Raw genomic sequence first — 17,078 nt, forward strand, 5'->3', positions numbered from 1 at the left:
GAACCTACTGCTGTGTTTTTTCTGCGCTCAGGATAGCCAGCTGTTCATTGACAGAAAGGTCGAAAATATCTGTCCGTGGCCGTCTTCTTTTTGAAATACGTCCAGACGATTTGGGTCGAATTTCTATCTTTGAAAGGGCTTCTTCCAGGTCGCTCCGTCTATATCGGATGCCTTTGCCACCAACTATTGAAAAATCCACCTTTGGAACATGAAGGCGCTGCAACATTTTTTCTGTTGCCTCAATAGTTTTGAATCCAAAGAACTGACGAGCATCTTCTTTTGTCAGCAAGTATTGCATGCACCTACCTCCTTCTATCCCTGAAACTTTTTGACGATGCACACATTTTTAGTTATTCAAAGCATATGAACGAAGATAAATTCCCTACTATTCGTCCCTGTATTAAGTGTGGCAGAACTCCACAAGTTGAGACCGCACGCCCGGAAGGCAGGACTAAGGATATTTACCGCATCAAGTGTGAATGCGGAGATTATCCGCAGCAGTGGTCAGTAAGTATATCCGCGGCTATCAGGCTGTGGAATGGTTACGTTGCTTCTTAATTTTGACCTTGCGCCCTTTGGTAGCGAGTTTGTCTTGCTCGCGGCCCCTGCTAAACCCGCAAAAAGGGCACACTCTTAACCTGCTGACAGTGCCGCATCCTTCGCATGCCCTTGGCTGCAATCCGTCACTGAGCTTTGCCATTTTGCAGTTGCCGTTGATCTGAGCAAAATTCTTCTGCTTGTGCTTTGGCTTCGATGCAGATGCCTGGGTACCCATATTACCCTCCTGAAAATAAAAAGGCCGCATTATTGCGGCGGAATTAATGGGCTCTTCCACCCAATCCCTTGCCCGTCCGCTGAGAGGTTTTGACAGGCAAGGTCAGAGAGGGAGAGGAGACTTATTGAACGCTGGCGGCGCGCTGGCTGGTGACGCCGTTTATGGGGGCGTAGTTGGGAAGATCGTTGCTTCCGCAAGTGGCGCAGGGATCATCTTCCCCGTCCTGCGGGGTTTCATTGATGTGGGCGCATGTGCCGCAAGAGCGCAGCGTCATGCCCAGACCGTCGGCAAGGTCGGCTGCGGCATCGTGAAATTCTGCGGCGGCTTCAAGAGCCATTGGCAGGACTTCGCCAACAATCTGGTGCAGCTGCTCTTCGGGGGTTGGTTGCGATTCCGCATCGGGCTGAATGATACCGGCTTCAATGGCCACGTTTCGTTCAATGGTAAACTCTGCCTGCTCGCCGGGCTCCTGACCGCCCTCAATGCTGACAGCATCAGAATTCAGGGTGAATGTACCCGCCTCGCCAAAATCGATTTCAATGGAGTCCTCGGCAAAGCTCACGATTGTGCCTGACAGGGTTACCGTTTCCTGACCACCGTCACCGGCAGCTTCCGTTTGCTCTCCCACCGCGTGATCGGGCTTGGCCTTCTTTTCCAAGGGCAGCTGCCGTTCTTCGGCAGTCATGGGCCGCCGCTGTACCACGGCATGAGGCGGATAAGCATCCGTCCAGACGATTTCGCACGCATTATAATCGGCGCACTTGTCGCAGTAGATTTCACGCTCCTCGTTGCCCTCGCGCACGATCTTCGACAAGGAGCGCCGCTCTTCTTCCATGGCGTCAATCTGCTTTTTCAGGCTTTTCATATGCCGATCGCGTTCTTCTTCGAGCTCTTCGATCTTGGCATCAAGTCGGCTCATTTCCTCGGCGTATTCAGCCTTTTCAGATTGGGTCAGCTCCTGCCGCACAGTGATGCGCTCTGACGTGATGAAGTGGCTGTCATTGGATAGCCGACCTGAAACTGGCATTCTGTTATGCCCAGTCTTTTGATCTCGAAAGGAATGAGGAAGGCAAGCTGCTGTGGTGTGTTCGGCTCAAGGTCGAGCTGTGCGCAGATCATCATTGAGGCAGCAAAGCTTTCCATGGTGCAGTTTGCAAGTTTCGGAGTATTGCGCACGGCTGTAAGACAGATGCGGGCAAAACGCTCAGCGCGTCGTTCACGTTCTGCCTTTGTGCTACCGCCAACGACCATGGCGATTGCTGGAATTTGTTTTTGGATAAGCTGGCCGACGGTTTCTGGCTGAATTTTTGTGGGTGCGTTCATGCACTCCTCCTGTATACCCATTCGGGCAGGTCTATTTCTGTGATGATATCGCTGGTGTACCCGGGCCAGATGCCGGAAGCCGAGCAGTCTTTAAAAAGGTTAACTGCGTACCGTATTTCGTTCAGGGCAACTCCCTGCGCAGCCTCAGACACGTTGTAGGCAGACACCACATAGGGTGCCGCCTTTTCAACAAAGAGCAGGATAAATGCCTGAGCTGGCAGGCCAGCAGCTGAAAGTGCTCGAAGATACCAAGCCGCTTGGCGGTGATAGCCATAGTTGTAAACGCTCTTTGCGATAGCTGACGGGCTTGCGTCCTGGGTACTTTTGAGGTCGACAACGCAGCGCCCGAACATCGGCAGCTCAGTAATGAGGTCAATGCGGGCCTTGCATGGCACCGGCCCTTCCTGCCAGTAAATCGAGGTTTCGGTGATGAACGTCCCCGACCTTGATGCGGCAATAAACAGTGGGTGCGCTCTGGCGGCCTCGGACATGGCCGCGCATTCATCCCACATGCCAGCCCTGACCAGCTCAAGTCCTTTGTCTCTAGCAAGCGCCGCTTCTTCTTTCCCGGCCTTTGTGGACCCGTCATGAATGCGGTGATGGTAGCGACTTGAAACGGTGTCTGGTTCAAGTGCCATGGCATGGAACAATCCGCCTTCAAGCATGGCGGCTGTCTGGTCGTGGTCGCCGCTTCCCATGGCGTCAAAGGTAACCTTGAAGCGCGCCGGGCAGCGCAAGAGTTCATCCATGCTGCTTTTCGATAGCGCCTTAGTGCCGTGGTAAACATCCGGCGCGTCCCGCACGATACGCGCAACGTTCATTGCACCCTCCCCCGTCTGAAAACGTCAATGACTGGGCCATCAGGGCACCATGCGCGAAGCTGATCCATGACGGAAGCCATGGTTCCAACCAGAATCACGGCCTCGCTGTTGTGGAAAAGAAACAATGTCACCATGCCATCTGCTCCAAGTGATTGATGATGCCCAGCGCGAAGCATACTGCCCCCGTCCAGAACACGGCCCACAGTGCGTTCCTCACGCCGTTCCAAAGGTCGTCAAGACGAGCGCGCAAAACCCACATGGGCAGACCTGTGCACTGCGCATGCTGAGGCACTGCAGACTGGCATGTTTGCCACCCTGCGCGCCGCCCGTGACGCGCGCCTTATGGCTACGGACAAGTATATGCTGTCGGACTATCCCATCGGTGAGGCTGATCTTGTGGCAGTCCGGGCTTACCGTGCTGCCCTGCGTGACCTGCCCGAACAGCATGGAGCTCCGTGGGATGGTGGCGGCGATGCCACACCATGGCCTATAATGCCAGAAGTATAAGCAAAGGCCGAGGGATACCCGGCCTTTGCTTTCCCCATATTCAAAAACTGGGTTGCACCAACATTTATGGGCTGCTAAGTCATAAGAAAATGGGAGAAATTATGCGGAATATTTTTCAAATTTGTCTTGTCGTTCTTTCCTTACTGACCACAGCATGCTCCATCAAACAAGAGGTTCACCCTGTAGGCGAGCCAATAGGAATGGATGAAATTTGTATTATTGAAGACCCAGCCGTGCGTGAAGGTTTCCTGCCGACATATGTGGCTGCCCTGCGCGATAAAGGCTATCGTGTCAAAGTTCTACAAAAATCCTCCCCTGAACTAGAAAAATGTAATTTTACGTCAACTTATTTGGGTCTGTGGAGCTGGGATTTAGCTCTATACCTTTCGTATGCCCGTATCGACGTCATGCACAACAATCGGACGATAGGTACTGCAAGTTACGATTCAAGACATGGTAGTGCGAACATGGGGAAATTCGTCAAAGGCGATAAAAAGATACGCGAGCTTGTCGACAAAATGTTCCCATCGTCGGTGAATTCACCCGAAGTGCCTACGGCTCAGGAAGCCGCGAAGTAAAATTGAACTGGAAGGACACAAAAAGGCTGGGCTAATCCCGGCCTTTCCTATTTCTGCGCAAGGTTGAACATACTTACGGTGGTTGATACCGAACGAACTACCTCAAAAAATAGTATGACAGGCGACGTAAATTGCTTTCAAACGTTCCGATAAGTTTAACTACAACACCACGAGACAAACCATGAGCCGCAAAACACTGGCGCAATGTCTGGAAATTTTTAACCGGAAAGAACGGTACTGGCTCATCCGAAACTGCTGTGGAAACGGAGCAGACCTATCATTGCCTCTTAGCGATGCGATTATTGAGAAATTGACAAAAAAATTCACTGAATTATTGAATGCTGATCTTAAAAATGCTTGGTGGGCTATGGATTATCATATTGATTGGCTCATTGCAGCACTGACCAGATACAACGAACAAAATGAAGAAAAAAAGACAATTCAAAATATAAACTATAAAATTTCTGGAACTCAAGAAGATTTCGATTTCATAATCTGCACTGAAAATACACTTATATTTGTCGAAGCAAAATTATCTTCTAGATGGGACAGGAAACAATTGGATAGCAAAATTAAAAGACTTAAAGGCATGAAAGAATTATTCCAAAGTACGAAACAATATTTTGTTTTGCTTTCCCCTGAGTTTCACGACATTGAATCGACAAAAGATTACGTCTCAAGCGAATTGGATTTCATGCGAACTGGTTACATCTGTCTTGAAACCCCACCCCCAATTACTGACGGCAGGCGCTTCTTGAAGGTGATCCGTTGCGATGAAAATAGCACTGCTGACAAGGATGGGGCTTATTGGAAAGCTTCTCCTTGTTCCCGATGACAACATGCAAAAATGAGTTTATTCATTCCATGAACTCGCCATATGCCGCGTCGGGTCCAACCTCCGTCGTTTTGGACGTATGGAAGGGGGCGAGTTATTAAGGAAATTCTTTGCCGCAATCTCCTTCGCACTTCCCAATCGGCTAAAGAAATTCGATTTGAACCTACCAAACTCCTTCGATAACCAGTCGCAACGCCGCAGATTCATCATCGGTTTTATGCAAATTACTCTTGACGAAATTTGCATGAATACATAGATTACTTCTAACAACACCGCCCACGCCTCTTAACAATGCGCACCAGGGCGGTTCCTTTTTTTTAGGGGTGGTGAGAGCATGGATGAAAAAAAATGCTACGGAAAACCCGCAACCACATTTAAAAGACAAGTCGAAATACTCTCAGAGCGAGGAATGATTATTGATGACCCAGAACGGGCAATGAGATACCTAGCTCACATTAATTATTACCACCTAGAAGCATACTGGCTACCTTTTGAGATAAGCCGAGATCCGCACCAATTCCACGAATCCACAACCTTTGATTCTGTTCTTAATAATTATCTCTTTGATCGAGAGCTGCGTATATTACTGTTAGACGCAATAGAACGAATTGAAATTTCTATAAGGACGCAATGGGCATATACCCTTGGAATAAAATACGGAGCTCATGCGCACCTTGATAAAGCTCTTTTTAGTTTTGATGACGACTCATACTTTGAAGCAATAGTTGAACTTAAGGCATCGTGCTTAAAAAGTGATGAAAAATATATCGAACATTTTTCAAATAAATATTCAGAGAACTTGCCCCCTCTATGGGCAGTTTGCGAAATCATGTCTTTCGGAAAGATTTCAAAATGGATTAAAAATTTAAAAGATCCATCTGATAGAAATATGATCTCCAGGATATACGGGCTTGATGAGGTTGTCTTTTGTTCTTTTTTACATGCTTTAAATATCTTGAGAAATAGATGTGCACATCATTGTCGTGTTTGGAACAGAAGCTTAAAATTCGGAATAAAACTCCCCAAAAACCCTAAAATTTTATCTGATTCTGTTTACACAAACAACAAAACTAAAAATAAATTATATAATCAATTATGCATGCTCCTGCATATGATGAACATAATTAATCCAAGTCACAGTTGGAAAACCAGATTGGGGCAGTTATTAAAAAAATATCCCGATATTCATCCTAATTCTATGGGATTTCCAGACGATTGGGAGAACTTACCCTTATGGCAAGGAATTTTTGACAAATAACAATATGGCCGCCACAAGCGGCCTTTCTTTTTTCTCCACCCCCGACTACCCTCCTTCCTAGGAGGTCACCATGAAAACACTCGCCACCGCTCTCCTATTCCTTCTCCTCGCCATCCCGGCCTTTGCCGACGACACCACTGCCACCCAACCCATCATCTCCGACCAGTGCGCCACCACTTCCCAACCAAACGACTTGACCGGCATCTTTGAGGCTGCCCGTGGCTGCTGTTCCCATCACGGCGGCATGTCTGGTCAGTGCAAAAATGGCCGCGTTGTCTGCCGCGACGGATCTATCAGCCCGTCGTGTAAGTGCCGCGCAGACACAGACGCACACCCTAACGACAACAAGTCTTAGGGGCCCATACAGAGCGTGCTTCATCACCTCCCCTTGCGCCAACGCATAGCGATTGATAGATAAACCCAAAAAGCTTGGGGGAAAGGATGAGAAACCTTATTCTGTTGGTCTGCTGCGCATGGGCGCTTTCGGCCTGCGGCACAAAAGTCGGTGCTCCGTTAGAAATTCGACCCAATGTCTACAACGTAGACATTGAAAGAACACAGGCTCTTTTGAATGGCGCGCAGATGGACGCCAAACGGGATGCAATCAAAATCGCAAATGATTTCTGCGCTCAAAAGGGTAAGCGGGCAAACATCCTGACCATGGAAACCCAGCCAACGCCGGACGGCGCAACCGCATCCATCACGTTTGAATGCGCTGAACGTCAGGATGGTGTATAATGCGCAAATTCCTTCTCTCGGCCCTACTGGCCGCGCTCCTGCTCCCCGCTCTGGCCATGGCTGCCGGCAACACGACCAACGACAGTTTCTCGCACTCAAAGAAGATGTTGTCGCAGGTCTACGCCGACCACCGCGTGACATTCTATTGCGGGGCCACATACGACGCTCAGGGCAACGTGACTCTGCCAGATGGGTTCGAGACACCGAAACATGAGAAGCGCGCTGACAAAATCGAATGGGAGCACGCCTTACCAGCCGAAAACTTCGGTCAGACTTTCCCAGAATGGCGCGAGGGCTCACCCGAATGCGTGGACAACCGGGGCAAAGAGTTTCGCGGGCGCAAATGTGCTGAGAAGGTCAACGGAGAATACAGGCGCATGCAAGCCGATATGTACAACCTGTATCCTGCGATTGGCGCGGTCAACGCAATGCGCTCAAACTTCAACTACCAGATGCTCGCCGGGGAACAACCTACTTTCGGCACATGCGACATGAAGATCGCAGACAGGAAGGCCGAGCCACCAACTCGCGCCCGTGGACAGATCGCCCGCACCTACTTCTATATGCAGGACTCCTACTCGCGCTACCACATGAGCCGCCAGCACGAGCAGTTGATGCAGGCCTGGGACAAGCAGTATCCAGTGGATAAATGGGAATGCACCCGTGCAAAACGCATTGAAGCCTTGCAGGGTAACGAGAATATGTTCGTCAAGCAACCGTGTGTCGCCGCCGGCATGTGGTGAACGAAGACTGCACCAACAGCGCGAGCAAAGAGAGATAACCATGGCTTTTTGGTGGGTGAATCAGAATAAAAGCTCGGAATATGAAATAGCAGGCGGCTACCTCTGGTCGCCTAAACGCAAAAAGAACGGCGCCAAGAACTACTTCTATGACACCATGGCGGCCGTTGAGGTCGGAGATATCATTTTTTCCTTCTACAAGACAAAGATTCAACACCTTGGCGTTGCCACACACGCAGCTCTGTCTACACACAAGCCGGTAGAGTTCGGCGAGGCAGGGAAAGATTGGGATAACGATGGGTGGCTGGTAAAAGTAGCATGGTACAAAATTCCTACGCCATTCCGCCCGGCTGATATGATGGAAACGATAGCTCCTTTGCTACCCCACAAATATGCTCCCCTTCAAACGAATGGCCGTGGTCTGCAAGGAGTGTATCTCACAGGCATTTCTGATGTACTGGCAACGGCATTGTTGGCCCCAATGCGGAATTTTGCTGAAGGCATCATAAGCCTTGCCGCTACACAGCCACAAGACCCTACAATAGCCGACCAGATCCGTGCCGAGATGGAAGACAGAATGACTGAGATTATTAACTCTAGCACCGAACTTAAACCGACTGAGAAGCAAGCCTTGATCATGTCGCGCCGCGGGCAAGGCAAATTTCGAGAGAGACTAGAAGGCATAGAGCACTGCTGCCGCTTCACTGGTATCACAGATAGCCGCCTGCTGCGCGCTAGCCATATCAAGCCTTGGCGTGACAGCAGTAATGAAGAGCGCCTTGATGGCAACAATGGATTGCTACTTACGCCTGACTTTGACCATCTCTTTGATAAAGGGCTAATCTCGTTTGAGGATAATGGGACTGTTCTTATTTCAACCAAGGTATCACATGGAGACTTAGAAGCCCTCTGTGGTTATTCGCTGGTTGAAAAGAATGTTGGGCCATTCTCAGAGAGGCAAGCAGTCTTTCTGCAATACCATAGGAGAAAAATATTCCAATGATATATAATTATTTTTTTCAAATTATACTATAAGCTGAAAACTAAAAACGAAAAAAAGGGAGCCTTCATGATTCAAAATGACAATAATAATTGTCCATGCCGCTGCCCAAGTCGAGAAAATACAAAGCAAAACAGACGTGAAAATTTCAAATTATTTTTCAACGCGATTACAACGCTGTGCACTCTCGTGCTTACAGGACTTATCGCATACTACACAGTGACGCTATATAAAATGCAAATTTCAGCTCAAGAACCGTTGTTTATAATCTCAAAAGAAAATGACTATAATGCCAACATCGATAGCGTAACATCTGAATCTTTAATTATTTCCAATGAATCAGGGCCAATAAAATATTCATCAACCTCAATCAGATCATTTCTGTTTATAGAATATTTTAAAAATAACAACACTATAACTAACTATTACATACCAATTTACAATTTTGCTTATTCAGTAGAATACAACAACCCAAAAGGGAAAATTCATAAAGCTGTTGGAAAAAATAATATTGAAAAATTTTCAGGACTTTTAAAAAACACAAGAAACAAACTAAATATTGTATTTATGGACATAGTATCATTCACAACAATAAACTATGTTTCTATTACTGGAGAAAATAAAGTTGTTTATTTTAAAGATATATATGAAATTGATAAGCTCCCAAATTTTATTAAATTGATGGATGGAAAAAAAATGTTTAATATTGATGAAATTGAATTTCAGTCAGAAAGTGAATTTGAACAGCAATTTAAAATTTATAAAGAATTAAATTGATTCGGTTTGCATAAGATATGCAGTTATTTTTTGAACAGAACTTTTACGTAAACCTCCGCCACGCAAAGTCACTAAGCGCAAAGCATATCTAAACTTGGGCACATGAAGTGGGCACATGAAATGGGGCAAAAGTGCCCAAAAAGTCATGTGCGCTATAAAATAAAAACAATTATTTCATAATATTAAATATCCACCTATGCCCTTACAAGGCGGGGGCCACAGGTTCAAGTCCTGTACTGCCCACCAAATAAATCGAAGGGTTACAGCTCTGTCTGTAACCCTTCTTTATTTTTTCGAACCTTCCCAATGGTGCAATAATTGGCAACAAGCACCAATGTGGGCCAACCCTTCACGTGCCCCATGGCTTTTTCCATTTTTGAGCAAAGACAAGAACACCTCCCCCCCCAGACCATGCGCAAGTTTCGCAATATACCAGAATCCTTACACCTCAACCCCAATAAATAGCCCATGATTTTTGTGCTACTATGAACGCGCCCAGTCTGCTGCAATTCGGTATCCCCAAACATAGGATTATTCGCGGTCGAGATTCAGTCATGGCCCAATATGGACTACACCCTTTCGAGATGCAGTCTGGCCCGAATCCAGCCTGATCAGCCACTGCGCAAATTACCGTGCAGCGATGTCACGCTTCTCTATACTCGTTAAGGCATTCGCGATGTGTCCAGCAGAAAATGCTCCATAAGGAAGCGAATTCATCGAATAAAATATTATTGCACTAGCTTGTACTGTTGTGAGTCAAATTTTCACACTGACCTGTCACACAACAGTCTCTGATTAAGGATTTCTCCAGCGCAGCATGATCTGACCAAATGCCGCCGAAACATCTGCATAAAGAGTTTCCGCATCTGCTCCAAAGGCGCGTTGCCGTTTGCTAGCCAAAATAAGGACAGCGTGCAGACCATGCTCGGCATAGAAAGGTTTGGCGAAATACGAGCGAACGCCTAGTGGGGCAAATAACGCCCAGTCAATAGATTTGACACTATCCAGGGTGTCTTCCACAATCAGCGAACTCAAACTGTACCGCTCGATATCCTGTGCGATGGTACCCTCATAGGCATGCAGGGTGCCCCACTCAAGGCCGTCAAAAACTGGCCCCACGCCATATACGGCCACACGGCCGCTACCCATCTGGATATGCGAAAGCATCAGCCCGTCAATCGCGTGGTTGCAGAGCATGTACAGTTCTTCAAGCGCTGGGCGAAGCTCGTCTGTGCAAAGGGTCAAGGCACCATCGTCTTCAACCTGCATGGGCTTGGCGTCAACATTAACCAGTGCAACACGCACTACTTCCTTACCGGGTTCCCCCCACACAGTCAGACGGGCATGGGCTGAAAACAGGCCGCGTTCTGCGTTGCCCAATAGCAGTTTTCCTGACCATGCGTCTCGCTCTACAGCTTTTTCCAGGGCTGCAACAAAACCTTTCAATAAAGATTTCGGCACCACTGTATCAAGCGCAAGCTCTCGTCCGTCCTGTTTTTCTCCTTCAAAAAGCATTTGCGCCGCGCTGTTGGCATCGCAGAGCTTCTTTTCTCTCATGTTTACAGTAAATACAGGGTAATCAGCATCTCCCACACGCATCTGAATCTGCGCATTATAGCAGGCAGAATTATAGCCGCCAGGCAAAAAAGCCTCTTTAAGAAAGCCACTGTATACATCATGTCCCGGTTCCGGCCAGCCCTGCAAAATGAGTGGCGTGTGTCCATCGTCGTATTTTAGCCTGAAAATGGCGGCTGCAGGCCGCCCGGCATGGATCATGTCCCAGAATTCCACAAGCAGCGGATAATCTTGCTCCATCACGGCCTGCTTTCTGAACGCGGCATTTTTCAGCAACTGCGGAGCATCAAAACCCGCGCCGGGCCATCGGGTAAAAACCTCAAGGCGCGACTCGCGCTGGCAAATGCTCCACAATAATCCAGGAAACCCTTTGCGCCATTGAAGAAAACGCGCCATGTCAGCTCCATTTGTTGACAATAAGAACTCAATCCAGCCGTATTGGCAGTAAAATAGACACCAACCATGAGCAAGACTTTTTTGTACGCAACAGTGGTCAGACCACTTTCATAAATATCAATATCACTCTGCTATTTCGCTCATATAATCTGCTTGTTATCCACACAATTGTACATATGCTTTTATAGTGGTCATACCAAATAAATAAAAATATATTATATTTTTCATTATGTTAAATATAAGCAGAAATTTTTTTTGGGTTATGTTGCCAAAAAATTCACAGGCGCGCAAAATGAAGTCATATAAAAGTACTTGAATACGCTTTGCTTGGAGGACGCCCGTGATCACGCCAGCAAATGCTGAAAACCCGCTGGAGCACGCCCTGTTGCAAGGGCGCTGGTCGCTGTTTGAACGCCTGCCCGCCGAACGGCACCTCGCCGAAGAGCTTGGGGTCAGCCGCGCAACGCTGCGCACGGCCCTGAGCACCCTTGTGGGCAAGGGTATTCTGGAAACCCGCCGCAACAAGGGCACATTTGTGCGTGCCCTTCCCTGCAACCCTGACGCCGCCAGCCTAGCCGACAGTCTGAGGGCCATGAATATCGTCATGACCCCCTTGCTGGCAGCGGTATCTGGTTCATTTGCGCCATCAGTCATGTTGACGATTGAGCGGCATCTGCCCTCCATAGGCATGGCGCTGCACAGCGGCGACATGCGCCTGCTGGCGCAGCATCACCTCAAATTTTTCTACATACTTTTACGGGCCATCGACAACGCCCGTCTTGCACAGGCCGGTGCAGCCACACTACCAGAGGTTGGTGCGCTTGCCCGGCTGTTGCAGGAGTGCAGTCAGGCACGGTTGGAGGAGCTGTTCAAGCATCTGGCCCGCACGCTGCACGGTCTGCGTCATGCAGACGGGCAAGCCTGCGCCTCTTCCGTTTCGGCATACGCAACATGTCTTTTGCAAAGCCTTGGGGAAGAAGAATGATAGACCGGCAAAGACGTAATTTTTTACGGGGAAACTGGCGCGCGGTTTCCCCATGCATACCGGGCGAGAATTTCGATGCAGAGGCCTTGGCTTGCGACGGCGAGGCGCTGCTGCCGCCGGAATTTTCGTCCGGCATGTTGCGGTTTGAAGGGCAGCGGCTAGGGCTGCCCGTGGATAGCATGAACGAGGATGCACTGATTCGAGCAGTTGCACAGGCAATGCGCGCGCAAGCGCGCCCCACCGTGGAAACGGAAACCCCGCAATCTTGAGGAGGGTTCTATGGCTGACCACGATATTCCCTATCTTGAAGAGCGAAAGCTCATCAAGCGCTGGCAGGGCCCCTGGCCTGTATTGGCCAACATGGTGTTAACGCTCTCCATATTTGCCGTAACCTGGTGGATTTTTCAGGATCCACGCGGCATCATGCGCTTTTATACGCCGTATGTTGGCTACAACTATTGCCGCTGGTGGCTGGTCATCCTTATCTGGATGGCCTATATTTTCGATTTTTGGCCGTTCAAACGTAGTTGGATACGCAATGCACATCCCCTGCAAAAAGGGCTAGTCCTCTCCCTTGTGTCCGTCGGCATCATGATTATGATGATCCACGGTTTTTTTGAAGGGATTCTAGGCAATTTTGCATTTGCCTACTTTAGTCCTCACCAATTGCAGAAACTGCCGGGGCTGACTGAATTTTACTCCACAGAATATGCGGCCCAAGCCTGCATGATGTTTGCCGTCATCGCCTCTTGGATCAGCCCTGCCTGGATTGTGGCGCTGGAAGGCCGCCCCTGGCAGGATCAGGGCCAACCAGTCAGAGGCTTCAGCATATGGCTGGGTACCTTCTGCCTGAGTCTGGTCATCTATTTTATGACCATGCATAACCATATGGGCATTCTGTATTACCCGTGGCAGTATTTCACTGCTATTACTCCGCCTTACTGGGAATCATTTGCTCAGACTGTTTCCGCCAACTTCCATGTGGCCTGGATCATGTGCTGCACTGTTGTGGTATGGTTCATGGAAGGTATTTGGGAACGCTACCCCTTCTGCCTTATCAAGAGGCCGTGGTTGCGCCGGTTTTCCCTGTTCTTTGGTATCATCGTCATCTCCGTTTCCCTATGCTTTTTCTTCTGGTACATGCAGGAACTGGTGTGGGGCGACGCTATCCGTGGGCACAAGCGTGACGCGGCTCCCGACTGGCGCTGGCTGCATGTGGGCGAAACCGCCATTTTCTTCCTGGTGCCAGCATTATTTCTGCAATTCTATTGCGGCAACTGGCCCAACAAGTTCAGCACTCCTGTCAACATCCTTATACGCACATTTCTGGTAATTTTGGGCGGTATTACTGTTTACTGTCTGTACTACCAGTACGCACATCTTGTTCTTGGAACCCAGAAGGGCTTTTCGCATCCGCAGCAATTTCCCATGATACCCATGATCTGGCTGATCAACATCTGGCTGATCAACTGGTGGTTCATGGACGGCTGGCCCGGCTGGAAGCGCGAACTCCGAACCAGCGAGGATATTGCCACAGACGAACACGCCTTTGCCGCCAAGAGTGCCTGGACCCCAGCCATGCTTCCCGGTCTTGTGGTAGGCATACTCGCTGGTGTCATCCTGTACTTTGCCATAGTGGCCGCGCTGCCATGGTTCAGCGCTCACTTCACCCTTGTGCAGTAGGGAGAGCAATATGGACAGACGAGAATTTATCAAGGGTGCCGCATTAGGGGTCGGCGTAGGTGCCATTGGCGCCATGGGCGCGTATTCATATTCCCCCATGCGCAGGGCCTTTCTGAAGGACGTAAAACGCGGCACGGCAGATATCGGCGTATGCAAAGCTGTAAAAATAACCAACATTTCCGAGACAAGCTGGTTTGACAACGGCATCTTCATGCAGGATGTGACGGGCGCGGGCGGCCTGCTGGTAGACCAGTACACGTTCAACTGGCCTCCGTTCGGCAATGGTAAGGGTATCGGCAAGGGCAACTACGCCGACGGCATGAAGTTGATCAAGCACCTGTTGCCTAACAAGCTGGAAGAAGCATGGAAGATAGTGAGTGAAAAAAGTGTCCATGCGGATAACGCTGGCGGATTCTCCTGCCTCGTGGAAATCGAGAATATGGATGGCAAGGTAACAAAGTACCTCTTTGACACCGGTTGGAATTACCTGTGGATGGACACCTGCTACAAGCGGGAAGGCATCGACACCATGCTGGCCAATAATGAAATTGCCGCAATGATCCAGACGCACGAGCACATGGATCACTATTTTGGCCTGCCCGCTGTAACCAAATACAACCCCAATATCCACATCTATACGCCCAACACCTTCTACCCCAACGGTAAACAGTACCTCAAAGACTGCGGGCATGTGGGCAAGTGGACCGAGGTTCCCAAGGGCCTGCACAAAATTCAGGACGGCGTGGCTCTTTACGGCTTTGACTGCCCAATTATTTTCAATGTATTCGGCGAGATATCCATGTACTGTAACGTAAAAGACATTGGCCTTGTGAGCATTACCGGATGCTGCCACCAGGGCATTATTCTTTTTGCCGACACCGCCTACAAAACCATTGCCTACGAAAACGACCAGTTCTACGGACTCTACGGCGGCCTGCACATCTCGCCCTTTGACGACTGGGACCCCAAATACGACGATCTGGTGATCGGCCTTAAGAAGTGGGATCTGCAGCGGGTGGGCTGCAACCACTGCACCGGACTTATCACGGCCCAGAAATTTGTGGATGCTGGTTACCCTGTTGTGAAAGGCACGGCGCGGTTTCGCTCAAAAACAACAAACTACCTCGGCAACGGGGACGTCATCAAGTTTCCCTCGTAAAAGGCGCAGCCGGGGGGGGATGGGTCTCCTCCCGGCTGGATATGAACACAGCCTACCACGACGGAGAACAGCCATGCGCCTCGCCACTCTATTGCCGCGCCCCCTCTCGCCAGAAACAGATGCAGAAAGCCCATCCATTCTCAACTGTCTGCTCACCGGTATTCACCTTGACCGTAAACGGGCGCGGGGGCTGGGCTGGCGAGGGGTGCACACTTCCAACCAGCTGTATGCCGCCTGGACATGCCGGGTAGCTGATTCCCCGCACGTCTACGGCCTGGTTTTTCAGGAAGAACACTCGGACGATTCCTTTCTTTACGGCACGTTTACAGCGCACGTCTTCCCCTATGCGGCAGATCCCGTTCTGGATATATTTCCCCTACAGGCCCTGTCACTGGCCATGGGGGAGGGATATGAGGAAAGCGTGCGCAATCTCTCGCTGCACGCACCAGAACTTGCCCCATTCTGCATGGGGAAATTTCAGCTTGTCACCGCGCTGGATGGCACAGGGTTGACCCTGTCCGTATCCGCACCGGCCAGATACCGCCAGATTTCCCAACGGGGTATTGCCGCGCAACACCACGCCGCATCAGAATGTAACGGTGCGCAAGCCGCGCAGCCTTTGGAGTGGATTGTTCCACCCGGCGGGGTGGAACACGATGTGCCCGCATTCAGGCTGCTGCTGCGGCTCTTTACAACGGTAGCGGCCACCGCCCTTACCCTGTTTGGCGAAGAACCGCGCCTGAGTCTGCACATGACACAGCAGACGCAACCGGACGCAGGTCGAGAAGATACCCTCCCCCAGATCCTGTCGCTACAAGCGCGACTGGGAACAGGCCCGCAGGCTCCAGCCCGAGCAGCCTGTTACGGCAATGGCCGTACGGGGACGGTCGCCGCCCTGACTGCTGACGGCAAAGTTATGACGCATCTGCCCGGTCGCCAGCGCCAGGGAACTGCATGCACAAATGCCAATCTGCCTGTCATGCATATACTGACCGGTTTTCTCGGCGCGGGAAAAACCACCTTTCTACGCCGCTGGCTGGATTATCTGAATGGCCGGGAACAATACGCCGCCGTTATACAGAATGAATTTGGCCACATCGGGCTTGACGCTTCCCTCACTCGCGGCGAAACGCATGTGGAGGCTCTGGATGAAGGCTGTGTGTGCTGCTCGCTTGCCGACAGCCTGCGCCCGGGCCTGCAACGCCTTTTGGATGCGGCCCCCGCCGAGCAGATAATTCTTGAAACCACGGGTCTTGCCAACCCAGTCAACGTACTAGAATCCATGAAAGATCTTGACGATCTGGTGCAACCTGGACTGGTCATAACTGTTGCCGACGCCCTTATCTGGGATGTTTCATGCTCTGGCATCAGTATGGCGCAGGTGGAACAGGCGGATGTTATCATTGCCAACAAATCCGATGCCGTATCCCGGCAACAGCTCGAGACAATGATGCACGATCTGCGCCGCTGCAATCCTAAAGCCGTTATCCTTCCCGCAGTGCAGGGCAACATCTCCTTTGCGATCCTAGACTCATTGCATACCGCATGGCTGGACGCCCAAGGCCTGCCACCATCGCGCACTCCCCGGCTGCAAACCATGAAGGCCTTGCGCGCCTCCAACCACGCAGACGAGGGCTTTGCCTCGTTTTGCCTCAAGCTACCGCAACCGGTCAGTGTAAAAGACATAGAGAGCATGGTGGATTGCGCTGGCCCCGGGCTGTTCCGGGCCAAGGGCGTTGTTGATCTTTGTGGTGATGGCACCATCACACCAGCTGTTGCACAGTACGCCGCTGGCCGTCTGGAATTTGAAGAAGTTCCGGAAGAATCTGATGAACGATACATGGTCTTTATCGGGGTGAACCTGTCACCCGTTCATGCTCCAGACAGCCCGCCCACAACAGCATAAACCCTGCCGGTACTGCGTACCG

20 protein-coding genes are annotated in these 17,078 nt (G+C 50.2%); 14 read left to right on the forward strand and 6 right to left on the reverse strand.

Translation table 11 applies throughout. The features are described from left to right. Window positions 1–4: 4 nt before the first annotated feature. The 5 genes from F8N36_RS07755 to F8N36_RS07775 form a co-directional block, all read right to left on the reverse strand. Window positions 5–298: a hypothetical protein gene (locus F8N36_RS07755; protein ID WP_291332226.1), complete on the reverse strand. Its 294-nt coding sequence runs from the start codon at window positions 296–298 to the stop codon at window positions 5–7. A 228-nt stretch (window positions 299–526) separates the two neighbouring features. After that, entirely contained in the window at window positions 527–775 is a 249-nt protein-coding gene (locus tag F8N36_RS07760; protein ID WP_291332227.1) for a hypothetical protein, read from the reverse strand. A gap of 121 nt (window positions 776–896) precedes the next feature. Beyond that, a complete protein-coding gene (locus F8N36_RS07765) occupies window positions 897–1,802 on the reverse strand; it encodes a hypothetical protein (protein WP_291332228.1) in 906 nt (301 codons plus the stop codon). Next, complete coding sequence (locus F8N36_RS07770; protein ID WP_291332229.1) at window positions 1,727–2,098, reverse strand: recombinase RecT; 372 nt, start codon at window positions 2,096–2,098, stop codon at window positions 1,727–1,729. Before F8N36_RS07770 ends, F8N36_RS07765 begins: the two co-directional genes overlap by 76 nt. Beyond that, entirely contained in the window at window positions 2,095–2,919 is an 825-nt protein-coding gene (locus F8N36_RS07775) for a PD-(D/E)XK nuclease-like domain-containing protein (RefSeq protein WP_291332230.1), read from the reverse strand. Before F8N36_RS07775 ends, F8N36_RS07770 begins: the two co-directional genes overlap by 4 nt. A gap of 303 nt (window positions 2,920–3,222) precedes the next feature. Here F8N36_RS07775 and F8N36_RS07780 point away from each other — a divergent pair, with 303 nt between their 5' ends. The 9 genes from F8N36_RS07780 (at window position 3,223) to F8N36_RS07820 (ending at window position 9,352) form a co-directional block, all read left to right on the forward strand. Further along, on the forward strand, window positions 3,223–3,426 hold the full coding sequence (locus F8N36_RS07780) for a tail fiber assembly protein (protein ID WP_291332231.1): 204 nt from the start codon (window positions 3,223–3,225) through the stop codon (window positions 3,424–3,426). A gap of 101 nt (window positions 3,427–3,527) precedes the next feature. Then, window positions 3,528–4,004 carry an Sbal_3080 family lipoprotein gene (locus F8N36_RS07785; protein WP_291332232.1) on the forward strand — a complete coding sequence of 159 codons (477 nt, stop codon included), beginning with the start codon at window positions 3,528–3,530 and terminating at the stop codon, window positions 4,002–4,004. A 181-nt stretch (window positions 4,005–4,185) separates the two neighbouring features. Further along, on the forward strand, window positions 4,186–4,839 hold the full coding sequence (locus F8N36_RS07790) for a hypothetical protein (protein WP_291332233.1): 654 nt from the start codon (window positions 4,186–4,188) through the stop codon (window positions 4,837–4,839). Window positions 4,840–5,173: 334 nt separating this feature from the next. Further along, window positions 5,174–6,097, forward strand: a complete 924-nt coding sequence (locus tag F8N36_RS07795; RefSeq protein ID WP_291332234.1) for an Abi family protein — start codon at window positions 5,174–5,176, stop codon at window positions 6,095–6,097. A 70-nt stretch (window positions 6,098–6,167) separates the two neighbouring features. Further along, window positions 6,168–6,452, forward strand: a complete 285-nt coding sequence (locus F8N36_RS07800; protein WP_291332235.1) for a hypothetical protein — start codon at window positions 6,168–6,170, stop codon at window positions 6,450–6,452. Between the two features lie 86 nt (window positions 6,453–6,538). Continuing rightward, window positions 6,539–6,835 (forward strand): hypothetical protein, encoded by a 297-nt coding sequence (locus F8N36_RS07805; protein WP_291332236.1) that lies wholly within the window; start codon window positions 6,539–6,541, stop codon window positions 6,833–6,835. Further along, window positions 6,835–7,578 carry an endonuclease gene (locus tag F8N36_RS07810; protein WP_291332237.1) on the forward strand — a complete coding sequence of 248 codons (744 nt, stop codon included), beginning with the start codon at window positions 6,835–6,837 and terminating at the stop codon, window positions 7,576–7,578. Before F8N36_RS07805 ends, F8N36_RS07810 begins: the two co-directional genes overlap by 1 nt. A 40-nt stretch (window positions 7,579–7,618) precedes the next feature. Then, complete coding sequence (locus F8N36_RS07815; protein ID WP_291332238.1) at window positions 7,619–8,578, forward strand: HNH endonuclease; 960 nt, start codon at window positions 7,619–7,621, stop codon at window positions 8,576–8,578. Between the two features lie 66 nt (window positions 8,579–8,644). Continuing rightward, window positions 8,645–9,352, forward strand: coding sequence for a hypothetical protein (locus F8N36_RS07820; protein ID WP_291332239.1), 708 nt, complete (start codon window positions 8,645–8,647; stop codon window positions 9,350–9,352). Between the two features lie 795 nt (window positions 9,353–10,147). Here F8N36_RS07820 and F8N36_RS07825 read toward each other — a convergent pair. After that, window positions 10,148–11,323, reverse strand: a complete 1,176-nt coding sequence (locus F8N36_RS07825) for a hypothetical protein (RefSeq protein WP_291332240.1) — start codon at window positions 11,321–11,323, stop codon at window positions 10,148–10,150. A 340-nt stretch (window positions 11,324–11,663) separates the two neighbouring features. On the opposite strand from F8N36_RS07825, the gene F8N36_RS07830 reads away from it, so the two are divergent. The 5 genes from F8N36_RS07830 (at window position 11,664) to F8N36_RS07850 (ending at window position 17,056) form a co-directional block, all read left to right on the forward strand. After that, window positions 11,664–12,308 carry a GntR family transcriptional regulator gene (locus tag F8N36_RS07830; RefSeq protein WP_291332241.1) on the forward strand — a complete coding sequence of 215 codons (645 nt, stop codon included), beginning with the start codon at window positions 11,664–11,666 and terminating at the stop codon, window positions 12,306–12,308. Continuing rightward, window positions 12,305–12,577 carry a hypothetical protein gene (locus F8N36_RS07835; RefSeq protein ID WP_291332242.1) on the forward strand — a complete coding sequence of 91 codons (273 nt, stop codon included), beginning with the start codon at window positions 12,305–12,307 and terminating at the stop codon, window positions 12,575–12,577. Before F8N36_RS07830 ends, F8N36_RS07835 begins: the two co-directional genes overlap by 4 nt. A gap of 10 nt (window positions 12,578–12,587) precedes the next feature. After that, a complete protein-coding gene (locus F8N36_RS07840) occupies window positions 12,588–13,991 on the forward strand; it encodes a hypothetical protein (protein WP_291332243.1) in 1,404 nt (467 codons plus the stop codon). A 10-nt stretch (window positions 13,992–14,001) separates the two neighbouring features. After that, on the forward strand, window positions 14,002–15,150 hold the full coding sequence (locus F8N36_RS07845) for a twin-arginine translocation signal domain-containing protein (protein ID WP_291332244.1): 1,149 nt from the start codon (window positions 14,002–14,004) through the stop codon (window positions 15,148–15,150). A 73-nt stretch (window positions 15,151–15,223) separates the two neighbouring features. Next, on the forward strand, window positions 15,224–17,056 hold the full coding sequence (locus tag F8N36_RS07850; protein WP_291332245.1) for a GTP-binding protein: 1,833 nt from the start codon (window positions 15,224–15,226) through the stop codon (window positions 17,054–17,056). The last annotated feature ends 22 nt before the right edge of the window (window positions 17,057–17,078 follow it).

The organism is Desulfovibrio sp. (assembly GCF_009712225.1).
Lineage (GTDB): Bacteria > Desulfobacterota > Desulfovibrionia > Desulfovibrionales > Desulfovibrionaceae > Desulfovibrio.

Coding starts and splice junctions, on each gene's coding strand:
- F8N36_RS07755 (WP_291332226.1), bottom strand. CDS start 298: ATGCAATACTTGCTGACAAAAGAAGATGCTCGTCAGTTCTTTGGATTC.
- F8N36_RS07760 (WP_291332227.1), bottom strand. CDS start 775: ATGGGTACCCAGGCATCTGCATCGAAGCCAAAGCACAAGCAGAAGAAT.
- F8N36_RS07765 (WP_291332228.1), bottom strand. CDS start 1,802: ATGCCAGTTTCAGGTCGGCTATCCAATGACAGCCACTTCATCACGTCA.
- F8N36_RS07770 (WP_291332229.1), bottom strand. CDS start 2,098: ATGAACGCACCCACAAAAATTCAGCCAGAAACCGTCGGCCAGCTTATC.
- F8N36_RS07775 (WP_291332230.1), bottom strand. CDS start 2,919: ATGAACGTTGCGCGTATCGTGCGGGACGCGCCGGATGTTTACCACGGC.
- F8N36_RS07780 (WP_291332231.1), top strand. CDS start 3,223: ATGTTTGCCACCCTGCGCGCCGCCCGTGACGCGCGCCTTATGGCTACG.
- F8N36_RS07785 (WP_291332232.1), top strand. CDS start 3,528: ATGCGGAATATTTTTCAAATTTGTCTTGTCGTTCTTTCCTTACTGACC.
- F8N36_RS07790 (WP_291332233.1), top strand. CDS start 4,186: ATGAGCCGCAAAACACTGGCGCAATGTCTGGAAATTTTTAACCGGAAA.
- F8N36_RS07795 (WP_291332234.1), top strand. CDS start 5,174: ATGGATGAAAAAAAATGCTACGGAAAACCCGCAACCACATTTAAAAGA.
- F8N36_RS07800 (WP_291332235.1), top strand. CDS start 6,168: ATGAAAACACTCGCCACCGCTCTCCTATTCCTTCTCCTCGCCATCCCG.
- F8N36_RS07805 (WP_291332236.1), top strand. CDS start 6,539: ATGAGAAACCTTATTCTGTTGGTCTGCTGCGCATGGGCGCTTTCGGCC.
- F8N36_RS07810 (WP_291332237.1), top strand. CDS start 6,835: ATGCGCAAATTCCTTCTCTCGGCCCTACTGGCCGCGCTCCTGCTCCCC.
- F8N36_RS07815 (WP_291332238.1), top strand. CDS start 7,619: ATGGCTTTTTGGTGGGTGAATCAGAATAAAAGCTCGGAATATGAAATA.
- F8N36_RS07820 (WP_291332239.1), top strand. CDS start 8,645: ATGATTCAAAATGACAATAATAATTGTCCATGCCGCTGCCCAAGTCGA.
- F8N36_RS07825 (WP_291332240.1), bottom strand. CDS start 11,323: ATGGCGCGTTTTCTTCAATGGCGCAAAGGGTTTCCTGGATTATTGTGG.
- F8N36_RS07835 (WP_291332242.1), top strand. CDS start 12,305: ATGATAGACCGGCAAAGACGTAATTTTTTACGGGGAAACTGGCGCGCG.
- F8N36_RS07840 (WP_291332243.1), top strand. CDS start 12,588: ATGGCTGACCACGATATTCCCTATCTTGAAGAGCGAAAGCTCATCAAG.
- F8N36_RS07845 (WP_291332244.1), top strand. CDS start 14,002: ATGGACAGACGAGAATTTATCAAGGGTGCCGCATTAGGGGTCGGCGTA.
- F8N36_RS07850 (WP_291332245.1), top strand. CDS start 15,224: ATGCGCCTCGCCACTCTATTGCCGCGCCCCCTCTCGCCAGAAACAGAT.